Raw genomic sequence first — 23,318 nt, 5'->3', positions numbered from 1 at the left:
CCATTTACGGAAACGGCATTCCCCCCTTCTTCAGAAACAATCTTGCTTTCAAGTACCTGATCTACAGTTAATTCTTGTGCAAAAATAAATGTAGAAGTAAAGAAGAATAAAAATAAAATCTTTGATTTGGTCATAATTAACGGTGGTTGAATTCAAACAAAAATATTCAATAATCCTGAAATAGGATCTATGATTTTGCAATAAAGTTGCGACCAGTTTCATTTCATATTCTTCAAACAAAAGATCCATTAATTCTAAGCTAAAAATAATTTCTATATTAGTTGACTTTATCAAAGCGAGCTCAATATGGCTGAAAAAGATCTAAAAAAATATTGGAGAATCAACCTTAAATACCTGGCTATCCTGTTGTCGGTATGGTTTATCGTTTCCTATGTATTCGGTATAATTTTGGTGGATGAATTGAATGAAATTAAAATCGCGGGCTTCAAATTGGGGTTTTGGTTTGCGCAACAAGGTTCTATCTATTTCTTTGTTTTGATTATCCTTGTTTATATCAGATTGATGAACAAATTAGATAAAACTTACGGGGTTAACGAATAGACTATGACTTTACAAATTTGGACCTGGCTACTTATTGCCATTACTTTTTCTCTCTATATCGGTATCGCTATCTGGTCTCGGGCTTCTTCCACCAAAGAGTTTTATGTGGCAGGTGGCGGGGTTTCACCACTGGCAAATGGTTTGGCAACTGCTGCCGACTGGATGTCAGCTGCCTCATTTATTTCTATGGCCGGTTTGATTTCATTCAGTGGTTATGATGCCTCGGTGTATCTGATGGGATGGACTGGCGGTTATGTATTACTCGCACTATTGCTGGCGCCATACCTGAGGAAATTTGGCAAATTTACGGTTCCGGATTTTATTGGCGATCGCTATTATTCAAATGTGGCCAGATCTGTAGCTGTTTTTTGCGCCTTGATAGTTTCTTTTACCTATGTGGCCGGTCAAATGCGTGGCGTGGGGCTTGTTTTTTCAAGATTTCTCGAAGTGGATATCACGACAGGTGTACTTATAGGCATGATCATTGTTTTATTTTACGCTGTTTTAGGAGGTATGAAAGGAATCACCTACACCCAGGTGGCACAATACTGTGTGCTCATTTTTGCCTTTATGGTGCCTGCTATTTTTATTTCCATACAGATGACAGGAATTGCCATTCCTCAACTTGGTTTTGGAAGCGCCGGTCCTGATGGAATTTATTTGCTCGACAAACTTGATGGATTGCATCGAGACCTGGGCTTTCATGAATATACTTCGGGATCAAAATCTAAACTGGATGTCTTTTTTATTACCGGCGCCTTGATGGTAGGTACGGCAGGCCTGCCGCATGTTATTGTTCGATTTTTTACGGTGAAGAAAGTGAGCGATGCGAGAAAATCTGCAGGATGGGCCTTACTTTTCATAGCCATCCTTTATACCACTGCCCCTGCCATTGCAGTATTTGCAAGAACCAACCTCATCGAGACCGTATCAAATCAACCCTATGAGGAACTACCTTCATGGGTTGGGAACTGGGAAAAAACGGGCCTGATGTCATTTGTGGATAAAAACGAAGATGGCAAGGTCCAATACGTGGCCGATCCAATGATTAATGAACTCACAGTGGACAAAGACATAATGGTATTGGCCAATCCGGAAATTGCCAATTTACCGAACTGGGTGATTGCTCTGGTAGCTGCCGGTGGTCTGGCAGCAGCCTTATCAACCGCAGCAGGCTTATTGCTCGTTATTTCAGCTTCCGTATCTCACGATCTTATCAAAAAGATGGTGAACCCACATATTTCAGAAAAGGGAGAATTGATCGCAGCGAGAATATCCGCTATTATAGCCGTTTCCATTGCCGGGTATTTCGGTATTAATCCTCCTGACTTTGTTGCAGCCACAGTAGCCCTGGCTTTTGGATTAGCTGCCGCCTCCTTTTTCCCGGCCATCATACTTGGTATTTTTGTAAAAAGAATGAACAAAGAAGGAGCTGTTGCAGGTATGGTTGCAGGAATGCTATGCATGCTCTATTATATGATGAAATTTAAATTTGACTGGTTTGGAGGAGGAACGCAAGATGATTGGTGGTTTGGTATTTCGCCTGAAGGTTTTGGAACGGTTGCAATGATTATAAATTTCGCTGTTTCACTATCGATATCAGCTCTAACCCCTAAACCTCCAAAAGAGATACAGGAATTGGTTGAAACCATCAGAATTCCTTCGGGATCAGGTAGTGCCCTGAATCATTAATCAGCTTATTTAGTCGTTCGTCGATTTTTTTTCACAGTTTTTATGTTTAATTTTATCTTGCTGCTGGTATCAAAAGCGATCAATTTAAGTAGCTTTTCAACTGATTATCCAAAGCTAAAAACCTAAAAGATATTTTATGAAATCCTTACAAATCAACACTTTTAAAGAATATAAAGAAAAATATGAACAGAGTGTCAATGATCCAGAAGGATTCTGGGGAGAAGTAGCAGAGCATTTTCAATGGAAGAAAAAATGGGATAAGATACTTGATTGGGATTTTTCTACACCTAAAATTAATTGGTTCCAAGGAGCTCAACTGAATATTACGGAAAATTGTCTAGACAGACATTTGGAAACGATCGGTAATAAAACAGCTATTATTTGGGAGCCCAATGATCCGGACGAAGAGTCCAGGTATATTACCTACAGACAATTATTTGTAAAAGTATCTCGGTTTGCCAATGTCCTGAAGAACAATGGTATTAAAAAAGGTGATCGCGTTTGTTTGTACATGCCCATGATTCCTGAACTCGCCATCGCGATGCTGGCCTGTGCGAGAATAGGTGCCGTGCATTCTATCGTTTTTGCAGGCTTTTCATCCTCAGCCTTATCGAGTAGAATCAATGACTCGCAGTGCAAAATGCTAATTACCGCCAATGAGGTCTACAGAGGTACCAAACCAATTAACTTAAAGCAGGTATGCGACCAGGCACTTGAAAACACGCCGTCCATAGAATCAGTAATCGTGTATAGAAGAACTGTTGAACCAACAGAAATGACGGAAGGCAGGGATAAATTTTGGTTTGATGAGCTGCAAAAAGTTGATAACTCTTGTGAAGCAGAAGCCATGGATGCGGAAGATCTTTTGTTTATTCTTTATACCTCCGGATCAACTGGAAAGCCAAAAGGAATGGTGCATACAACGGGAGGTTATATGGTGGGATCCACCTATACTTTTGAAAATGTATTTCAATGTAAAAAAGATGATGTTTATTGGTGTACTGCGGATATCGGATGGATCACAGGGCATTCTTATATTATTTATGGTCCTTTATGTGCTGGTGCCACTACGGTGATGTTCGAAGGTGTTCCTTCTTTTCCTGATTATGGAAGGTTTTGGGAGATCGTTGACAAGTTGAATGTCACTCATTTCTATACCGCCCCAACGGCTATTCGGGCTTTGGCAAAACACCCTTTGAATTTGGTTGAAAAGCATGACCTGTCCAGTTTAAAAGTACTGGGATCGGTTGGGGAACCAATTAATGAAGAAGCTTGGCACTGGTATAATGACAATATTGGAAAAACGAAATGTCCGATTGTAGATACCTGGTGGCAAACTGAAACAGGGGCCATGATGATCTCACCGATCGCGGGAATTACACCAACCAGACCCACATTTGCCACCCTTCCATTACCTGGAGTACAACCCGTATTGATGGATGAGCACGGTAAAGAAATTGTTCAGAAAAGTATGGAACCTTCTGAAGGAAGATTGGCAATGAGAGCTCCCTGGCCTTCTATTGCAAGAACTATTTATGGAGACCACCAAAGATATAAAGACACCTATTTCTCTACCTACAAGAACATGTATTTCACGGGAGATGGTGCTTATCGGGATGCCAGCGGAAACTTCAGGATTACCGGTAGAGTTGACGATGTGGTCATCGTTTCAGGTCATAATCTGGGTACTGCGCCCATAGAAAACGCTATTGATGAACATGCCGATGTTGTGGAGTGTGCTGTGGTAGGATTTCCCCATGACGTCAAAGGGAATGCTTTGTATGCCTATGTTACAACATATGATGAATGTACCACTTCGGACGACGATTTAAGGATAGAAATTAACAAGTTAATCGCCAGTACCATTGGTGCTATTGCCAAACTCGATAAAGTACAGTTTGTTTCCGGCCTTCCTAAAACCCGTTCAGGAAAAATAATGCGTAGAATACTTAGAAAAATTGCGTCGAAAGAAGCAGATAATCTGGGAGATATTTCTACTCTTTTAAATCCTGATATTGTAGAAGAAATCAAAGCCGGAGTTTTATAAAGATCTTGGATATTTTTCATTAATCAAGGTCCCTCGCTTGTCTGATCTTGAGGCATTTTTGGTTGAGAATATGTTTTCCAAATTGTTAAAAAAAATCTTTGTGATCATTGCAAATTAATTTTCATTTATTCATTGCTTTTATGTAACTTAGGTCACATTAAATCCTATCCATGCCTATTAAAAGTTACTTAGCACATCCCCATGATGGCAAATACAGTGAACTTCTTAATGAATTATCACAAATAAATGGCTGTGATATAATCCCTTCCACGAATCAGGAAATAGCCGTTCTGGTGACTGATACCCAAGATGAAATTGAAGACAACAAACTTCTGACTCAAATTAATGCAGTTGGAAGTTTAAGAATGTTGTCAATGGTTTCAGGATTTGATGCAGATTCTTAATAATTAGATCATATGATTAAAAAAGTTACGAGTAGAAGAGCATTTTTAAAAAAGATGGCAGCAGCCTCGGCAATGACTGCAGCAGCCTCATTTTTTCCGGGAATTGTATTCGCAGAAGAGCAAATTAGCAACGCAGCTTCCTTTGAAGACTTGAAATGGAACAAAGCACCTTGCAGATTCTGTGGTGTTGGTTGTGGTGTTTTGATAGGAATGGAAAATAATAAAGCCGTGGCAGTGAAAGGAGATCCTAACTCTTCTGTAAATAAAGGCCTCTGTTGCGTGAAAGGTTACCATCAAACCATCTGCATGTATGCCGAAGACAGGTTGAAAAAACCACTTGTTAAAAAGAATGGAACTTATGTAGAAACTTCGATGAAAGAAGCCCTGGATCTTGTGGCTTCCAAAATGAAAGAAACCATTGAAACACATGGTAAAGACGCTGTCGCTATGTACACATCAGGTCAGTCAACCATTCCTGAAGGATATGTCGCTTCTAAATTTATGAAAGGGGCTATTGGCACCAATAATTTAGACTGCAATGCCAGGTTATGTATGGCAAGTGCCGTAACCGGCTTTTTAACTTCTTTCGGCGCTGATGAACCCATGGGTTGTTACGATGATATCGATGAGGCCGATGTATTTATCACCTGGGGAAACAACATGGCAGAAATGCATCCTGTACTGTTTTCAAGAATGTTGGATCAACAATTAAAGCGTGGTGCTACCATCATAGATTTTGCCACCAGAACGACGAGATCTAGTACAGCGTCTGACAGATCCATCCTGTTTCATCCACAAACTGATCTTGCCGTGGGGAATGCCATTGCCTATGAAATCATCAAAAATGGCTGGGTAAACGATAAATTTGTAGAAGATCATTGCACGTTTAACAAAGGACTTACCAACATTGGATATGGAACAGAAGATAAATTTAATTTTACGGATAAACCGGAGAAGATTGATTTCGCCGCTTACAAAGAGTTCTTAAATGATTATAGTCCTGAGAAAGTTTCCGGAATGTCTGGAGTTTCAGTGAAGGACATTAAGTATTTGGCGAATCTATATGGAGATCCCAATAAAAAAGTAGTTTCCTTTTGGTGCATGGGCGTTAACCAGCACACCAGAGGAACCTGGATGAATAATCTTATTTATAATATCCATTTGCTTACCGGAAAGATATCCCAACCGGGCAACGGTCCTTTCTCTTTAACTGGACAGCCCAGTGCCTGCGGAACTGCAAGGGAGGTTGGAACTTTTACACATAAACTTCCAAAGGGAGTTGTTACCAATGAAAAGAATAGAGAATTTGCCGCAAAAATATGGAAGGTTCCGGTAGAAAGAATTCCGGCAAAACCCACGTATCATGCCACGGAGATGTTCAGGGCCCTGGATAGAGGGGATATTAAATTTTTATGGACCCAGGTAACCAATCCATTGGTTTCATTACCCAATGTGGGTAGGTTTACCAAAGGGGCCGAAAAAGAAGATCGCTTTATTGTAGTCTCCGATGTTTTTCCAACACCCACTTCTGATGTAGCCGATGTTATTCTTCCAGCAGCCTGGCACATTGAAAAGACAGGAATGTATGGAAACTCGGAAAGAAGAACTCAGTATTGGAGTAAAATGGTTGACCCTCCGGGTGAGGCCATGCCCGATGCCTGGCAAACTATTGAAGTAGCCAGAAGAATGGGCTTTGAAGATCTTTTCCCCTACTCCGAAGAGAATCATGCAGAGGAGATTTTCAATGAATACAGACAGTTTCATGAAGGTAAAAAACATGGAATGGCACCTTTAGAGGTTTTAAAAGAAAGATCCGGGGCCATCTGGCCATTTGTAGATGGCAAAGAAACTAAATGGAGGTACAATGCCACCTATGATCCTGCCTGTGAAAACGGAAAACAATTTGATTTTTATGGAAAACCTGAAGGACGCGCTGTCATTTGGCAAAGGCCTTTTGAACCGGCAGCAGAGTCACCAGATAATGAATATCCCTTCTGGTTAAATACAGGAAGGGTGATTGAACACTGGCATACGGGGTCTATGACTCGAAGGATTCCAGTACTTCACCAAGCCGTTCCTAATGCCTATGTTGAATTACATCCTGATGACGCAGCCGCTTACGGAATTGTGAATGGAGAAAGTGTAAAAGTTATTTCAAGAAGGGGCTCTACTGTTTTACCTGCTTCTATCAATGAAAGAGGTTTACCCACCAAGGGTCAGGTTTTTGTTCCGTTTTTTGATGAAAATATGATGATCAATGACACTACCTTAGATGCCTTCTGCCCTATTTCCAAAGAGCCGGATTATAAAAAATGTGCTGTCAAAATTGAAAAAGCCTAATTCGGATGAGATTATGAAAAGATTATTTATCATTTTTTTATTCACCCTGCTCCTGGCTACCACCATTGGTATTTGGAGTTATAGTTATTTCGAATCACACGAAGAAGCTACTATAGAGACGAGCAGGATCCGGGAGTATTCAACGATTCCATCAGAATCAGGCATGTTTGAAAGAGCAGGTTTTGCCATGGAATATGCCAATATGCCTTTGGATCAAGAACATCAGAGAAAACTCAAAGACTATTATGACAACAGGGCTTTTTACGGAGCTCCGCCTACGGTTCCTCATCCCATTGAAGAAGGTGGTATCGGATCCAAGGCCTGTCTAAAATGCCATCAAAACGGAGGCTTTGTGGACAAGTACCAGGCCTATACTCCTGTGACTCCTCACCCCGATAAATCCAATTGTGTTCAATGTCATGTCCGCGTAAAATCAAACTCTTTTTTCGTACCCTCTTCATGGGTTTCGAATACAGCTCCATCAACCGGTAATCAAGCCTTGAAAGGCAGCCCTCCTATTGTGCCTCATTCTTTGCAATTGAGAGAGAATTGTCTTTCCTGTCACGCCGGCCCAAGTGCGGTTAAAGAAATCAGAACGACGCATCCGGAAAGAATAAATTGTAGACAATGTCATGTAATCAATGAAAAAAAGACGGTTGATATTGGAACATTTAAAAGAGAAATAAAATAATGAACATGCTTAAAGTTTCGCAGTTAAAATTATTGGCTATTTCAGTATTAATTCTTGTTTCTGCCTGTAAGGGCAAGAAAAAAGAGTACCACAATTTAGTTGAAAAAATTGAAGCTAAAAGTGTTAAATATCAAAGAGATAGCATCCAGAATAGTCAAAAATTTGATCCTAATGACCTGGTCAAAATAGATGAAAACAACATCCAATTCTATATTCAAAACCGTACACCGAGCATTAAGTCCTATGCCTGTAGCGAATGTCATAGCAAACCTCTTGAGCAACTTCATCAAAACGGACTTGGAAAGAAGGCCCATTGGGACATCACTATAAATCATGCAGATACCAAGACTATGGCATGTACTTCATGCCATAATGGGAACGACATGAATAACCTGCAAAGTATTACCGGAGATCCAATTGATTTTAACCACAGTTATAAACTATGCAGTCAATGCCATCATGGTCAGGTGAAGGACTGGGTTGGTGGAGCCCACGGCAAAAATATAAGCGGATGGAAAAGTGAACGAGTCTCGAAATTATGTGTTGAGTGTCATAATCCGCATCAACCTCAAATTGCCAAAAGATGGCCTTCAAGATATAATGCTACGATGGTAGATGAACGCAAATAAACAGGTTTAAAAATATGATAAACAAAGACATAAAAAAGTGGTTTACACTAGACCTTGGTCAAAAAAAAGAGAAAAGTTGCGGTTGCTCCGGTCAATCCTGTGATAGTACTCCTTCAAAACCAAAAGATGGTTTTGACCAGGTTTTTGATGTAAATATGAATAGAAGACAGGCTTTCAGAAAACTGACTGCCGGCCTTTTAATAGGTGCCGGTGCTGCGAATGCTTCCTGTTCTGTTGCTGCTGATGATACCCACAAAGAGAAATCTGAAATTGAGTGGGAAGAGTATTTCAAAGGCAATTACAAATTAATGTCTGAAGATGAAAAAGACAATACAGTCGATAGACTGGTGCGATCTTATGAATTGCGCACAGGAAAGAAAATAGATATCTCATCAAAAGATGCCGATCCGGATGTACTGTTCGGTTATGCCTTTAATATTTCGAAGTGCCAGGGGTATATGGATTGTGTAAATGCCTGTGTGGAAGAAAACAACCAGGATCGAAGTTCGGAAATGCAGTATATACGCATTCATGAAATGAACGATGGACAAGGCCTCAATTTTGGTGAAGCGGATGATACCTACTATCACGAAGTCCCGGCGGCAGGTCACTTTTATATGGGTACCCAATGCTATCACTGTGACAATCCTCCATGTATTGAAGTATGTCCTGTAGAGGCTACCTGGAGAGAAGAAGACGGCTTGGTTGTGATCGATTATGATTGGTGTATTGGCTGTCGCTACTGTATGGCTGCCTGTCCGTATGATGGCAGAAGGTTTAATTGGAACACCCCTGAAGTACCCGAAGAAGAGGTAAATAAAAACCAGCATTATCTGGGAAACAGGCTCAGAAAAAAGGGCGTTATGGAAAAATGTACTTTCTGTATCCAAAGAAGTAGAAACGGAGATAATCCAGCCTGTGTTGATGCCTGTCCTACAGGTGCCAGAATTTTTGGCAATTTACTGGACCCGGAAAGTGAGATCAGATGGGTATTGGCCAATAAAAAGGTATTCAGGTTGAAAGAAGATCTTGGTACAGAACCTAAGTTTTGGTATTATATGGATTAATCGTTGGAATAGAATAAGATGAAGGTATTTAAAAAATTAGTAAAAGACAGTATTGTGTATGTCACACATGGAGGCATTTATTACCATATATGGATGGCAGTTCTTACGGCCCTAATGTTGGTAGGTATGTATTGCTACTTTTTACAGCTGGAACACGGCCTGAGTGTAACGGGTATGAATGACCGCGTTAGCTGGGGATTGTATATTTCTAATTTTACGTTCTTAGTGGGAGTAGCGGCTGCAGCCGTAATGCTTGTACTTCCAACATATATATTACACGATATTGATTTTAAACAGGCCGTGCTCATTGGAGAAGGTATGGCTGTAGCAGCACTGATTATGTGCCTTGCTTTTGTGGTGGCTGACATGGGTGGACCTGCCCGACTCTGGCATATCATACCCTTTATCGGTGTGTTTAATTTCCCGAATTCCATGCTTACCTGGGATGTCTTGGTCTTAAATGGGTATTTATTTATCAACCTGTCAATTCCTTTTTACATACTTTTCCAACGTTATCAAGGCAAAACACCGAATCCAAAAATCTATATTCCAGGAGTGATTATTTCTGTTTTTTGGGCTTTTGCTATTCATTTGGTGACTGCATTTTTGTACCAGGGCTTACAGGCCAGACCTTTTTGGAACAATGCCTTGTTAGGTCCGAAATTTTTGGCTTCAGCATTTGCAGCCGGACCGGCACTTATTATCATTGCTTTGGCGGTGATCAGAAAATTCACAGAGTTTAAAATTGAGGATAAAACCATTAAAAAAATTGCCATGGTGGTCACTGTGGCTGCACAGATCAACCTGATCATGTTAATTTCTGAATTATTCAAAGAATTCTATGCGCCCACACATCACAGTGAAAGCGCGTATTATTTGTACTTCGGCTTACATGGCAAGTCCAAGCTGGTTCCCTGGATCTGGACGGCCATTTCTATGAATGTTATTGCGACGGTGACCCTGACTTTTCATAAACTACGCAATAATCTTACGATTTTATACATCGCTTGTGGCCTCTTATTTTTAGCTATCTGGATTGAAAAAGGTTTTGGTCTTATTGTACCTGGTTTTATTCCAGGTCCCTGGGGTAAGATCGCGGAGTATTTCCCTACTTTGATTGAAGTTGGCGTAACCATAGGAATCTGGGCCATGGGGGCCTTTATTTTCTCTATTCTTGCACGAACTGGAATTGCCATTGAAATGGGGATACTTACCTTCAAGAAAAAGTCATAATATAATTTAGACTTAATCCGTTTATTATATACAATCAATGAAAATAAATGATGGAATTCATTTATCTTTACATCAAATTGCAATCCATATCTAATTGGTAATTCATGATTTCCAAGAAAACAAAATACGGTCTAAAAGCCCTGACCTACATTGCTAGAAATAATGACCGAATGATCCCTATTGCTCAAATAGCGGAAGAAGAAAATATACCTCATAAATTCTTAGAAAGTATTCTGTTACTTTTGAGAAAATCTGGATTCTTAGGTTCGAAAAAAGGCAAAGGTGGCGGCTACTATCTTTTAAAGGAAGCCCCGGAAATTTACATGACAGATGTAATGAGGATTCTCGAAGGCCCCATCGCACCTGTTGCCTGCGTAAGTTTAAACTACTATGAAAAATGCGATGATTGCAATGATGAAACTACCTGCAGCCTGAATAAATTAATGATTCAAGTACGCGATGCAAATCTACACGTCTTCAGAAATACCACGCTGGAGGATCTGAAATAATCAAATTTTAACAATTAAAAAGTTGTAACTGTAGAATATTTGTATACATTTGCATCTTTATCCTAGTAACCCGATAGGAATTGTTGTTAAAGTTTGTTAAACTATGTTAGTCGATAGAATATTCGCGTCAAAATCTCAAGAGAATGATTCTCACAGTAAAAGTGTTGTGAAAGCAATTAGCTGGAGAATTATTGGTACCATTGATACAATTTTGATTTCCTGGTGGCTCACCGGGACCCTTTCTGTCGCATTATCTATAGGTTCCATAGAAATTTTTTCAAAGTTTATTCTCTATTACGGTCACGAAAGATTGTGGAACATCATTAAATGGAAGTAGCATGATACAAACGCTCAAAGAATTAGATTTGGCCAAGGCCAACAAAGTTTTAAAGGAATTAGAACCCGTTCAAATTATTGAATGGACGATGCAATTCGCTGAAAAACCGATGTTGACTACTAATTTTGGTCCTTATTCTGCCAGTTTGGTTCATGCAGTGAATCGAATTGATAAAAATATAAACGTTGTTTGGTGCGACTCAGGTCATAACACGAAGCAAACCTATAAGTTTGCCTTAGACCTGATCGACAGGTTCGCCTTAAACATGCATATCTATAAACCTCGACCTTCCTCTGTCTATAACAAGGCAGATCAAGGGATTCCTTTTATCGATACTCCAGCGCATAGACAATTTACAGAAGAGGTAAAACTTGAACCTTTTCGCAGAGCTCTTAAGGAACATCAGCCCGATGTGTGGTTTACAAATCTAAGATCCGATCAGAGTGAGCACCGCAGCACTCTGGATATTTTACACCTGAGTAAAGAAGGAATCTTAAAGGTAAGTCCTTTCTTTCATTATTCTGAATTTGATTTAGAATTGTACCTGCAGGAATACGGGCTACCGAATGAAAAAAGATATTATGACCCTACTAAGGTATTGGCTAAAAGAGAATGTGGATTACACTTATAATATAATTACTAAAAAAGAATCAAATGTTAAGCTTCAGAACTGAAATTGAAAACCCCCTAGTTCAAAAGGATATCATAGAATTGGATAAAAAAATCCAACTATACCAAAATGGAAAAATAGACGAAGATGGATTCAGGTCACTTAGGTTGGCTCGAGGAATTTATGGTCAAAGACAAGAAGGGGTTCAAATGATCAGAATAAAACTTCCTTTTGGTAGGTTAAGTTCTGAACAACTGCATAGAATCGCCGATGTGTCAGATGAATATTCTACCGGGAGATTGCATATTACAACAAGGCAGGATATTCAAATTCACTATGTGAGCCTTGACCGAACACCCGAATTATGGGCCGATTTGGAAAAAAGTGATATTACGTTGCGAGAAGCCTGTGGAAATGCTGTTAGAAATGTGACCGCCAGTGAAACTGCCGGAATAGACCCTGATGAGCCTTTTGATGTAAGCCCTTACGCGGATGCTGTTTTTAAATTCTTTTTACGAAACCCAATTTGCCAGGAATTGGGCAGAAAGTTTAAGATCTCTTTTTCATCCAGTGACAAAGACACCGCTTTAAGCTTTATACATGATCTGGGTTTTATTGCCAAAACCAAAATTGTCAATGGAGAAGAAATCAGAGGATTTAAAGTGATGATGGCAGGTGGATTAGGAGCTCAGCCCAGGCAGGCTGATGCCGTTTTTGAGTTTTTACCAACAGATAAAATAATTCCGTTTATAGAGAGCACCTTGAGAATCTTTGACCGATATGGGGAACGAAACCGAAGAGCCAAAGCCAGATTAAAGCATTTGATTCTAAAGATAGGACTGGATTCCTTTCTCAATTTAATCAAAGAAGAAGAAAAAGCTATTTCTACCAATAGTGTAGCTATTGACGGAGAATCTCATGTGAAGGAATTCATTCAAAAAGACCTGGCCACAGGTCCTATTCAGATTTCAGATCAATTTGCCTATGAGAACTGGAAAGAAAGCAATGTATATCCTCAGAAACAAGCTGGTCGATACGCAATTGGCATCAAAGTGAGGCTGGGTGATTTTTATACTGATAAAGCAAGACAACTGGCCGATTTAATAAAGAATTATGCTCAGGATGAACTAAGACTAACGATCAGTCAAGGTATCTTGATCAGAGATGTTCAAGAAGAATTCCTGCCATTCTTTTTTGAAAAATTAAGTGAATTAGGTTTCACAGACATTGGCTATGACAGCACCTTAGATGTAACATCATGTCCTGGAACGGATACCTGTAATTTAGGTATTGCCAGCAGTACAGGTCTGGCCAGAGAATTAGAGCGAACACTTGCGGAAGAATTTCCAATGTATGTTCAGAATAAAGACATTTCTATCAAATTAAGTGGTTGTATGAATGCCTGTGGTCAACACAGTATCGCTCAGATCGGCTTTTATGGGATGTCAATCAAAAAGGGGAATCATGTAATTCCAGCCTTTCAAGTATTATTAGGTGGAGGATCTTTAGGTGATGGACAGGGTAGGTTCTCTGACAAGATCATTAAGATCCCTAGTAAAAGAGGTCCAGAAGCCCTTAGGTTATTAATTTTTGATTATGAGGATAACAAATCGAACGATCAAAAATTCAATGATTATTATCTGGAAATGGGTAAAAATCATTTCTATCAACTATTAAAACCTCTGGCAGATATTTCTGAAATAGACAAAGACTTGTTTATAGACTGGGGTCATAATGAAAATTACATTAAAGCAATTGGTGTTGGTGAATGTGCAGGTGTCGTTATCGACCTGGTGAGTACCTTGCTTTTTGAAAGTGAAGAAAAATTAGAAAATGCACGGCTGAACTTGGAAGATCAAAAATGGTCAGACAGTATCTATCATAGTTATGCTGCTATCATTAATACCGCAAAAGCAGTATTAATTGGTGAAAATATTAAGACCAATACCCAGGCGGGTATCGTTAAAGATTTTGACCAGTACTTTATCAAAAGTGGATTGATCGAAATGGGAGGGTCCCTGGCTGATTTAGTGTATGAAATTAAAAACAACAAAGCATCAGCATCTTTTGCACAAAAATATTTGTCAGAAGCGAAAAAATTCTATGAGCTGGTGGATACTTTAAGAACTAATGCCCTGAAAGATGAAGCCTAGACCACAATTGACACTTGTCGGCGCTGGTCCTGGTGATCCCGATCTAATTACGGTAAAAGGATTAAAAGCACTTCAGTCGGCTGATGTTGTACTGTATGATGCTTTGGTCAATCCTGTATTGCTTGAACATGCCAATCAGGCCAAAAAGATATTTGTTGGCAAAAGAAAAGGTTTTCATCGTTATACTCAAGATGAAATAAATCAAAAAATTGTAGAAAACGCCTTAGAATATGGACATGTATTAAGGCTCAAAGGAGGTGATCCTTTTGTTTTCGGAAGAGGTTCAGAAGAAACAGATTATGCTGAAAAATATGGCATTCCTACGTGTATAGTGCCTGGTATTTCATCCAGTAGCGCAGTTCCCTCGAGTATAGGTATTCCACTTACCAAACGAGGTGTGTCAGAAAGTTTCTGGGTAATCACGGGTTGCACATCCAGCAGACAACTAAGTCTTGACGTTGGATTAGCAGCCCAGTCTTCTGCGACCATTGTGATTCTTATGGGAATGAATAAACTTCATGAAATCGTTGGTATTTTTCAAGAATTAGGAAAAGATCAGTTGGCAGCGGCCGTGATTCAAAATGGAACGATGCCTACTCAAAGGTCTGTGGTTGGTCAGGTACATTCTATTGAGGCACTTGTTGACAAGCATGAATTATCATCCCCTGCTATCATTATTTTTGGAGATGTTGTCAATAGTGCCACTGAACTTCAGAAAAAAGTTGAAGAAGTCACTTTTGAATACGCCAGTTAAGGTGTTTAATAGTCTTTGTGCTGAAAACCTGGGTACTGAATGATCACCGGTAAAATGGTTCCAAAAACTCAGGAATCAAACACCCTTTGATTAACTCAGCTTCATCTAATTATTAAGCATGGAAAGCATTAGATCGAGACAAAGCTTCACATCTATACATCCTATTCAGAACAAACTTTCAAAGAGCTTCTTTTCCTGTTCACAATTAAATTAAAGGGAACATACTGTTCTTAAAAGTTGAAATTCACATTGACCACAGGTCCACTCAAAGCTATGTTGAGGTCTAAATATCGCGCCTCATAGTTTTCATTATAGTTAAATGACAAATACGTCCATCCAAAACCCGCTCCAATTAACTTATTAAAGCGATAGTTAGATTCAATACTTACATATGTTGACCAGTGGTTATTGATACTAAAGCCTCCCACGTCTGCTTCACCTGAAAAAAACCAGCGTTTATGTGAAACATCGGCATGAATCCCTATTAAAGGTTCAAACCAGGCAGGTCTTATGTCCAGAATGGTTGTTTTTTGGCTGTAAATATTCAAATCTACATAACGAAACCCAATAAATGGATGAATTTCAGCATTAAAAAAAGTAGATGGATTTTCTTTCTTGAACACCTGGTAACCGCTCACACCCCTTAAAATTGCTCCTTCGATAGCAACAAGAAACTTGACTTTATCAATATTTTCAAATATAAGGTCCGAAGCCAAGGACGTGTAAAAACCATTAAAAGAAAATAACCATTTGTTTGGAGTATATTGGATATCGCCAATGAAATAAAAGGTAACTCCAATTTCTTTGTTTAACCTTCCAATAATATCTTTTTCCTCTTCTTCGGGTAAAACAGAAATCGCAGCATATGCAAATTCACCTCTCAATCCTGGTATCCAAATTGGCAGCTGTATTTTCCATTTTTGATCATCTATCTGATGTAAAAAGTCTAATTTACCGGTTTTTTGACCGAGTGAATCTTGACTGTATACAGATGCTGTGAAAAGAACTGAAATGAATAAGGCTACAAGAAACTTCATCTTCAATTAAATCCTATTCAAAATAACTGAATCCCTTTTTAGGGTCTATGGCAAGCAAGGATTCATAAATTAATCGAATCACATTCTCAACATCATCTCTGTGAACCATCTCTACTGTGGTATGCATATACCTTAATGCCAAAGAAATCAAGGCCGAAGGAACGCCTCCGTTTGAGTAAGCAAAGGCATCCGTATCCGTTCCCGTGGCTCTCGAAGCCGCGAGTCGTTGGAAAGGAATCTCATGCTTCTCTGCTGTTTCTATAATTAGTTCACGGACATTATTCTGAACTGCCGGCGCGTAAGAAATTACCGGTCCATCACCCGATTTGGTTTCGCCTTCCTTCTTTTTATCGATCATTGGTGTTGTTGTATCATGACAAACATCTGTAACAATAGCCATGCTTGGCTGAATGGTATGTGTGATCATTTCAGCACCTCGAAGTCCGATTTCTTCCTGAACTGAGTTTGTTATATAAAGTCCAAAAGGTAATTTTTTCTTGTTTTCTGACAGTAATCGAGCTACTTCCGCAATCATAAAACCACCCATGCGATTGTCCAAAGCCCTGCACACAAAATTATTCTCATTGAGGATCATAAATTCGTCAGGATATGTGATCACACAACCTACGTGTACACCTAATTTCAAGACCTCATCTTTTGATTTACAACCCACGTCAATAAAGATATTATCCAATTTTGGCGGCTCCTCTTTCCCTTTGTTCCTCGTATGAATAGCCGGCCAGCCAAAAATTCCTTTTACAATACCTTTTTTCGTATGAATATCTACTCTTTTTGACGGCGCGATCTGATGGTCACTTCCTCCATTTCTGATCACATATATCAATCCGTCTTCAGTAATATAATTCACATACCAGGAAATCTCATCCGCATGCCCCTCGATCACTACTTTAAATTCCGCATCAGGGTTGATAACTCCTACGGCTGTCCCATAATTATCGGTAATAAATTCATCTACATAGGGTTTTAAATAATCCATCCATATTTTCTGACCTTCGGATTCATATCCGGTAGGTGAAGGATTATTCAAATATTTTTCTAAAAATGATATTGATTTCTTATTGAGAATTTTCTTGTTCGCCATGTTTATAGTTTTGTACGAAATTAAGAAATATCACATAATATTAAGAGAAAACAACAGACATATTGCTAAATTTGTACATCAGTTGAACGACCTTGTCGTGGTACAATTAAATGAATGAATTGAGACTGGCTCTATGAAAAAGAATTTTGTCATCCTAGTATTATTTTTGCCTGTTTTTCTGTTTGCTCAAAAACAAGAGAATAAGCAATCTATAGATGAGTTTTATATCATCAAAAATGATTCCCTTACCATTCCTCTCGACGAGGTATTGGTATTAGATCGTCGAGAATTTAAATCCAAAAAAGAGCGCCGCTATTATTACTGGTATTATAAAAAAGTTCAAAAGGCCTACCCTTTTGCAAAAATGGCATCGGATACCCTGTTGCATATCAATCAAGAGCTGGAAGGAATAAAATCGAATCGAAAAAGAAAGAAAAAAATTAAAAATATACAAGCCTATATGGAGGGTGAGTTTTCTGAGCAATTAAAAAAACTAACCAAAACCGAAGGTAGAATTCTTATCAAACTAATTCACCGTCAAACAGGGGAAACCATGTATGAATTGATCAAAGAATACAGAAGTGGCTGGAAGGCCTTTTGGTATAATTCAACAGCCAACATGTTCCGATTATCCTTAAAAAAGGAATACCTGCCTGCCGAGGAAGGGTTGGATTTTATTGTAGAAGATATTCTTCAAAGATCATTTATCAATGGTACGCTGGAAAAGCAAGAGCCGAAAATCGACATTGACTATTTCGAACTTCTTTCCCAATATCATGACATCGATATTGAGAAAGAAATTTCAGATTATATTGATAAATACATGAAATAGCATCAGCCGCCAGGCAACGTGGATGCATTGGGGTCCATTCGGTGTTCCCTGTCTGCAAAATCATCAGAAATCATTTTAACCTGTTTGTCAATATCCGCTTTATCTGTCATGTATTTTGGCGCCAAAGATTCCTGCCCCGGAAATTCTTCTATCATCATCGTCGTAGATGGGAAGGCGAATTCGACACCTAAGGCCGCTGCCAACCGAACAATTCCCATATGAAGAATGTGTTTGGATTCTTGCTCCTCACCCCAATCAAGACCTTTAAAATACACATTGATCATAATGTTTAAGGAAGAAGATCCAAAGGATATAAAATCTACATTGTACGACTGACTTTTAGTGGAAGGATGCATGGCAATCAGTTTCTTGATGCCTTCTATAAATGCTTCCATCAAATCTGGTGGCGTATCATACCTTACCCCTACTTCCGTCGTATATCTTCTAAAAACTCTCAGCCCTTTATTATTTATATCTGCTTCTGATATTTTGCTATTCGGCACCTGATACAGAGTGGTATCGGCTGCGCGTATTTTAGTGGATCGAAATCCTACCCTTTCCACAGAACCTTCAACACCTCCAAATTCAATCCAGTCGTCGAGTTGAAATGGTTTATCTAAAAAGATCACCATCGTTCCTATTAAATTCTTCACAGAATCCTGTGCGGCAAAGGCTACAGCTACCCCACCAATAGAGGCACCTGCTAAAACAGTTCCCGGATCAACTCCAAAAAGTGTTAGAATATGCAAGAAACCAATTAAAACGACAATACCCTGCATCACTTTATTTAAAATAGGTGCCAGTTGTCTGTCTAATTTCGTTTTCTCTTCCGGATTGTGTTCATGGTAAAAATTAAGCACTACTTTGAGTAATTTAAGAACAACAAAAATCCAAAATACAGTTTCGGCTATCCTAAGACCGGTTAACATCAAAGCATTCAGTTTGACCATTTGTAAAGATGGTAATACCTTGTTTATGAATCGTATAATGACTATAAAAACTATGGGTTTGGCTAATTCATGTAAAACAGCCATGGTCTTTCCATCAGAAATTTTTCTAAAAAACAAGCGTTGAAACACCCTCAACAAAAAGAACATGATAGGTTCAAGTATATAGTAAAGGATCACCGAAATAATGATTGTAATCAATACTGCAATTGGTTTCCAAATCAAAACATCATTCACAGTCGTCTTAAAGAACTCTGGGAACCGTTCATTAAACCATGAAAATTCTATGGGAAAGGTATCTTTATATACTTTATCAAGATTCTCAATTGTTTCTTCTGAAAAATACCAGCGATTTCCTTGCTTTTCGATATACACTTCGGGAAGCCTCACAGGAAAAGGGGCATAGCGATTCGCATTGTGCTCCAGCGTTCTGACACCAAAATCAACCGTATCTATATAATTCGCATCAATCGGAACTTTTGAAAAATCTATGATCAATCCGTTTCCATCAAAAATCTCCTTAATTCTTTTAGCGACAAACTGAGCTTCGCCTTTCGGAAGTCCTCGAACAGTTGAAGCAGACTTTTCAATGTCATAGTTCTCTGGCATCAAAAAATAAATATGGGTATACAGTGTAGCATTCGGCGTGCTTAGGTCAACCTTCTGATCTTTCTGCGCAAAAGAATAGAAACCAACCAACAGCAATAAAAAGAGTAATTTTTTCATATCAAAAAGTTTGGATAGGGCTAATTTAACGAAATAAAGTTAATTAAAAAGCTTTGTTTAAGGACTAACAAATTACAGCCTTTTTAACCTACAGAATTGGTCATTAGGAACGGGAAGGTTTGCGCTTATTTTTTAAAATACTGGTATATCCTCCTTTGTTGTTTCCTTTACCTTTGCCTTTCCTGGAAGCATTATCCGATCTTTTAGAATCAATGGGTATAAGTCTTTCTATCAGGTCATTTCTCCCAACTTTTTGGAGGGTATTTCGAATCCAGTTGCGGTTTTCTTTTTTGTACCAGAAAAAGAATCGATGTTGTTCATCTTTTTCTTTTTTAGATTTCGGCACATAGGATTTTTTCAAGGTATAAGGATGATAGCCACTATAATATATCACGGTTGCGACTGTCATAGGCGTTGGCGTAAATCCCTGCACCTGTTCCAGTTGAAAACCCATGTCCTTTGTCTCAGCAGCAAGGTTCGCCATATCTTCCAATTGGCTCTCCGGATGGTTTGAAATAAAATAAGGAATCAACTGCAGATTCAGCTTCTTCCTGAGATTAATCTTATCAAAGGTTTTCTTGAATTCATGGAAATAAGAAAAAGAAGGTTTTCTCATCAACTTTAATACCGGATCTGATGTGTGCTCGGGAGCAACTTTTAACCTTCCTGAAACGTGTTTGGTCAACACCTCTTCAGTATAATCATCTAATTCTTTCGGATCCGCATTTTTATTAAACTCAGGCACCAGCATATCATAGCGAATACCACTGCCTATAAAAGATTTCTTAATTTTTGGATTCTTATCAATGGCCTGATATAATTCGGTCATTGGTTTATGAGATGTGTCCAAGTTATGACAAATCACTGGTGAAATACACGAGGGTGCCACACAGCTATCACAAATGCTTTGTACCTTCCCTTTCATCTGATACATATTGGCAGACGGGCCTCCTACGTCAGATAAATATCCTTTAAAATCAGGCATTTCAGAAACAGCCTGTACCTCTTTCAGTACCGACTCCTGACTCCTACTTGCAATAAATTTACCTTGATGGGCTGAGATTGTGCAAAAACTGCAACCTCCAAAACAACCCCTGTGTGTATTGATCGAAAACTTGATCATTTCATAAGCAGGAATGGGACCTCTTTTATCATATTTGGGGTGCGGTAATCGGGTAAAAGGCAGATCATACGAAGCATCAATCTCCTTCTCCGTCATGGTTGGAAAAACCGGATTGATCACCAGCATCTGTTCCCCCACTCTTTGAAGAATTCTTCTCCCGTGAATTTTATTTGATTCCTGTTCTATTGTTTTGAAATTCGCTGCAAATGTTTTCTTATCCCTTAAACAGGCCTCATGTGAGCTAATTTCCTTATCCTCCCAATGTTTGTTCTTCGGCAAACTATCATTTGAATCTAATAAAAAAGCTGTTTGCTTAATTGTTTTAATGGATTCAAAAGGAACTCCTTTCTTCAACAGACTCACCAATTCTCTTAAGGGTTGTTCGCCCATTCCATAGACCAAAAGATCCGCCTTTGAATCCACCAGAATATTTGGTTTCAGGGAGTCACTCCAAAAATCATAATGAGTCACACGTCTTAATGAAGCCTCAATTCCACCGATCACAACGGGAACATCCGGAAATTTTTCTTTGAGAATTGTACTGTAAACGGAGGTTGCATAATCCGGTCTAAAGCCTTTGTCTCCATTCGGCGTATAGGCGTCCTTGTCCCTCCTTCTCTTGTTGGCCGTATAATTACTCACCATAGAATCCATGGCTCCGGAAGTCACTGCAAAAAATAAATTTGGCGTACCTAACTTTTCAAAATCCTGTAGGTTGTCGTTCACATTGGGCTGAGGGACAATTGCAACACGCAAACCATAACTTTCCAGAATACGTCCCAAGGCCGCAGGTCCGAAAGCCGCATGATCAACATAAGCATCCCCGCTAAATATAATTACATCCAGATCTTCCCAGCCTCGAATCTTCATTTCTCTTCGAGTCGTCGGCAACCAATCTGATAATTGATGTGTTTTTTGCATTTTGCAAAGATACGGTTATTTCAAACATACAGCACCAGTGAAAAAACAGAATAACGTTAGGGGATTTTAAAAAATAAATCTCTTGGATTCCTGCTATTCAGCAGTTGCATTTTTTATCAGCTGGGTATAAAAATAAACCGCTGTCTCATAGTCTGCAACTGCAATGCGCTCATTCAATCCATGTATGGATTTCACATTGGACTTGTTGATCCTTGTGGGAAGAAATCTGTAAATCTGATCTGATAGTTGACCATAATGCCTGGCATCAGTCGCTGCCACCACCATATAAGGACTCACCAATGCCTCCGGATAAACTTCAGCAATTGTTTTATGCAACATGGTAAAACCCGGAGCTTTATAGGAAGACACTTTGGATGGTTCTGTATTGAAATTTCCTTCATCAATTTTAATTCTATCATCGTCAATGACACTGCGAATCCGCTCCTTTACCTCCGCAATGGATGAACCCGTTATTATTCTGAAGTTTACCGTAGCCTTTGCAGTTAAAGGAATAATATTGTCTTTCACACCACTGTTAAATATGGTAGGAGATGTTGTTGTTCTTACCAGGGCATTCCCTGAAGCTGAGCCTTCATACACACTCACAATCATTTTTTCAAAGAGTCCTGCATTTGCAAAAGCCATCCTATTGACAAAGGACATTTCCGGGCCCAGGTATTCCAAAAAACCTTCTATTGGTGGTGAGATATAGGCTGGAAATGGGTTTGCTTTTAATTTATGAATGGCCTCCGATAATACATCTATGGCGGTTTCTTTTCCTGGCATTGAAGAATGTCCTCCTTCAATTTCAATAGATAATTGTATGGAGACAGATCCTTTTTCAGCAACGCCGATCAGCGCTACATCCTTTTCAATTCCAGGTACCATTCCACTAGAGATAATGCCTCCTTCATCTAAGATAAATGCTGCCTGAACACCCAGGGAATCTAAATGTGCAGCAATTGCCTTTGCTCCGTTAATGCCTCCTATTTCTTCGTCGTGGCCAAATGCCAGATACATACTTCGCTTTGGTTGATGCCCTTTAAGAAGCAAGGCTTCCACGGACTCCAAAATTCCAAGTACACCTACCTTATCATCCATAGTTCCTCTACCCCACAGCGTGTCATTTACAACTGCTCCAGCAAAAGGATCTTGTTTCCAGTACCTTCTGTTTTCATCGATAACCGGAACCACGTCCAGGTGTCCCATTAATATAACCGGTTCCAAGCTGGTATCTGATCCTTCCCAAAAATACAAGTGGCTAAAATCATTGATAATTTCATGTTCCAACAGGGAATCTGACATTGGGTAAGTACGGCTTAAAAAATCATTGAATTTTACAAATTGAATAGAATCAAAATCCTTCAAGTCTTCGGGAGATACCGTCTGCAACTGAATCCCCTCTGAAAAATTTTTCAATACATCTCTAACGAGAAGTGGTCTATTCGCAGCCTCTACCTGCATTTGCCTGGATTCAGCGGAAAAAGTAGTGTATAAAACATAGCCTACAATCACAACTAAAGCAACAATAAGTAACAAGGATAGTTTTTTGATCAATTTCATACCTGAGTCATTTTTTTTAGATTCGAACGAAGCCGCAAAC

Annotated in this window: 20 protein-coding genes; 15 read left to right on the top strand and 5 right to left on the bottom strand. The window is 39.1% G+C overall.

Going from position 1 to position 23,318, the window contains the following annotated elements; genetic code table 11:
- The first annotated feature begins 306 nt into the window (after positions 1 to 306).
- The 14 genes from ACR2MV_RS00335 to cobA all read left to right on the top strand — a co-directional run bounded on the left by ACR2MV_RS00335 (position 307) and on the right by cobA (position 15,027).
- On the top strand, positions 307 to 561 hold the full coding sequence (locus ACR2MV_RS00335) for a DUF4212 domain-containing protein (protein WP_434019873.1): 255 nt from the start codon (positions 307 to 309) through the stop codon (positions 559 to 561).
- 3 nt (positions 562 to 564) lie between these two features.
- Entirely contained in the window at positions 565 to 2,253 is a 1,689-nt protein-coding gene (locus ACR2MV_RS00330) for a sodium:solute symporter family protein (RefSeq protein WP_434019872.1), read from the top strand.
- A gap of 136 nt (positions 2,254 to 2,389) precedes the next feature.
- Positions 2,390 to 4,300 (top strand): acetate--CoA ligase, encoded by a 1,911-nt coding sequence (gene acs / locus ACR2MV_RS00325; RefSeq protein ID WP_434019871.1) that lies wholly within the window; start codon positions 2,390 to 2,392, stop codon positions 4,298 to 4,300.
- Positions 4,301 to 4,470: 170 nt separating this feature from the next.
- Positions 4,471 to 4,704, top strand: a complete 234-nt coding sequence (locus tag ACR2MV_RS00320; RefSeq protein WP_434019870.1) for a hypothetical protein — start codon at positions 4,471 to 4,473, stop codon at positions 4,702 to 4,704.
- A 12-nt stretch (positions 4,705 to 4,716) separates the two neighbouring features.
- A complete protein-coding gene (locus tag ACR2MV_RS00315; protein ID WP_434019869.1) occupies positions 4,717 to 7,044 on the top strand; it encodes a molybdopterin-dependent oxidoreductase in 2,328 nt (775 codons plus the stop codon).
- 13 nt (positions 7,045 to 7,057) lie between these two features.
- On the top strand, positions 7,058 to 7,735 hold the full coding sequence (locus tag ACR2MV_RS00310; RefSeq protein ID WP_434019868.1) for a cytochrome C: 678 nt from the start codon (positions 7,058 to 7,060) through the stop codon (positions 7,733 to 7,735).
- A 5-nt stretch (positions 7,736 to 7,740) separates the two neighbouring features.
- The gene (locus tag ACR2MV_RS00305) at positions 7,741 to 8,364 is read left to right on the top strand and encodes a cytochrome c3 family protein (RefSeq protein ID WP_434019867.1); all 624 of its coding nucleotides are present in this window, start codon (positions 7,741 to 7,743) and stop codon (positions 8,362 to 8,364) included.
- Between the two features lie 14 nt (positions 8,365 to 8,378).
- On the top strand, positions 8,379 to 9,431 hold the full coding sequence (locus ACR2MV_RS00300) for a 4Fe-4S dicluster domain-containing protein (RefSeq protein WP_434019866.1): 1,053 nt from the start codon (positions 8,379 to 8,381) through the stop codon (positions 9,429 to 9,431).
- Positions 9,432 to 9,449: 18 nt separating this feature from the next.
- Positions 9,450 to 10,664, top strand: coding sequence for a sulfate reduction electron transfer complex DsrMKJOP subunit DsrP (gene dsrP, locus ACR2MV_RS00295; RefSeq protein ID WP_434019865.1), 1,215 nt, complete (start codon positions 9,450 to 9,452; stop codon positions 10,662 to 10,664).
- Positions 10,665 to 10,768: 104 nt separating this feature from the next.
- Complete coding sequence (locus ACR2MV_RS00290; protein WP_434019864.1) at positions 10,769 to 11,173, top strand: RrF2 family transcriptional regulator; 405 nt, start codon at positions 10,769 to 10,771, stop codon at positions 11,171 to 11,173.
- Positions 11,174 to 11,276: 103 nt separating this feature from the next.
- Positions 11,277 to 11,510 (top strand): DUF2061 domain-containing protein, encoded by a 234-nt coding sequence (locus ACR2MV_RS00285; RefSeq protein ID WP_434019863.1) that lies wholly within the window; start codon positions 11,277 to 11,279, stop codon positions 11,508 to 11,510.
- A 1-nt stretch (position 11,511) separates the two neighbouring features.
- Positions 11,512 to 12,141, top strand: a complete 630-nt coding sequence (locus ACR2MV_RS00280) for a phosphoadenosine phosphosulfate reductase family protein (RefSeq protein WP_434019862.1) — start codon at positions 11,512 to 11,514, stop codon at positions 12,139 to 12,141.
- A gap of 23 nt (positions 12,142 to 12,164) precedes the next feature.
- Positions 12,165 to 14,273 (top strand): HEPN domain-containing protein, encoded by a 2,109-nt coding sequence (locus ACR2MV_RS00275; protein ID WP_434019861.1) that lies wholly within the window; start codon positions 12,165 to 12,167, stop codon positions 14,271 to 14,273.
- Positions 14,263 to 15,027, top strand: a complete 765-nt coding sequence (cobA, locus tag ACR2MV_RS00270) for a uroporphyrinogen-III C-methyltransferase (protein WP_434019860.1) — start codon at positions 14,263 to 14,265, stop codon at positions 15,025 to 15,027. The genes ACR2MV_RS00275 and cobA overlap by 11 nt, the downstream gene beginning before the upstream one ends.
- 230 nt (positions 15,028 to 15,257) lie before the next feature.
- Here cobA and ACR2MV_RS00265 read toward each other — a convergent pair whose 3' ends face one another.
- Entirely contained in the window at positions 15,258 to 16,064 is an 807-nt protein-coding gene (locus ACR2MV_RS00265; RefSeq protein WP_434019859.1) for a hypothetical protein, read from the bottom strand.
- Between the two features lie 13 nt (positions 16,065 to 16,077).
- Complete coding sequence (locus ACR2MV_RS00260; RefSeq protein WP_434019858.1) at positions 16,078 to 17,166, bottom strand: M42 family metallopeptidase; 1,089 nt, start codon at positions 17,164 to 17,166, stop codon at positions 16,078 to 16,080.
- A gap of 133 nt (positions 17,167 to 17,299) precedes the next feature.
- Here ACR2MV_RS00260 and ACR2MV_RS00255 point away from each other — a divergent pair, with 133 nt between their 5' ends.
- Complete coding sequence (locus ACR2MV_RS00255; protein WP_434019857.1) at positions 17,300 to 17,998, top strand: DUF4294 domain-containing protein; 699 nt, start codon at positions 17,300 to 17,302, stop codon at positions 17,996 to 17,998.
- Between the two features lie 2 nt (positions 17,999 to 18,000).
- On the opposite strand, the gene ACR2MV_RS00250 is transcribed toward ACR2MV_RS00255, so the two are convergent.
- From ACR2MV_RS00250 to ACR2MV_RS00240, 3 genes are all read right to left on the bottom strand, one after another.
- A complete protein-coding gene (locus tag ACR2MV_RS00250) occupies positions 18,001 to 19,671 on the bottom strand; it encodes a mechanosensitive ion channel family protein (RefSeq protein WP_434019856.1) in 1,671 nt (556 codons plus the stop codon).
- 103 nt (positions 19,672 to 19,774) lie between these two features.
- Positions 19,775 to 21,715 carry a YgiQ family radical SAM protein gene (locus tag ACR2MV_RS00245; protein ID WP_434019855.1) on the bottom strand — a complete coding sequence of 647 codons (1,941 nt, stop codon included), beginning with the start codon at positions 21,713 to 21,715 and terminating at the stop codon, positions 19,775 to 19,777.
- Between the two features lie 93 nt (positions 21,716 to 21,808).
- Positions 21,809 to 23,278 (bottom strand): M20 family peptidase, encoded by a 1,470-nt coding sequence (locus ACR2MV_RS00240; protein WP_434019854.1) that lies wholly within the window; start codon positions 23,276 to 23,278, stop codon positions 21,809 to 21,811.
- Positions 23,279 to 23,318 lie beyond the last annotated feature (40 nt).

This window comes from Lutimonas sp., assembly GCF_051011215.1.
GTDB lineage: Bacteria > Bacteroidota > Bacteroidia > Flavobacteriales > Flavobacteriaceae > Lutimonas.
Note: the sequence above shows the minus strand (reverse complement) of the source record. Positions and strands in the feature narration are given on the sequence as shown.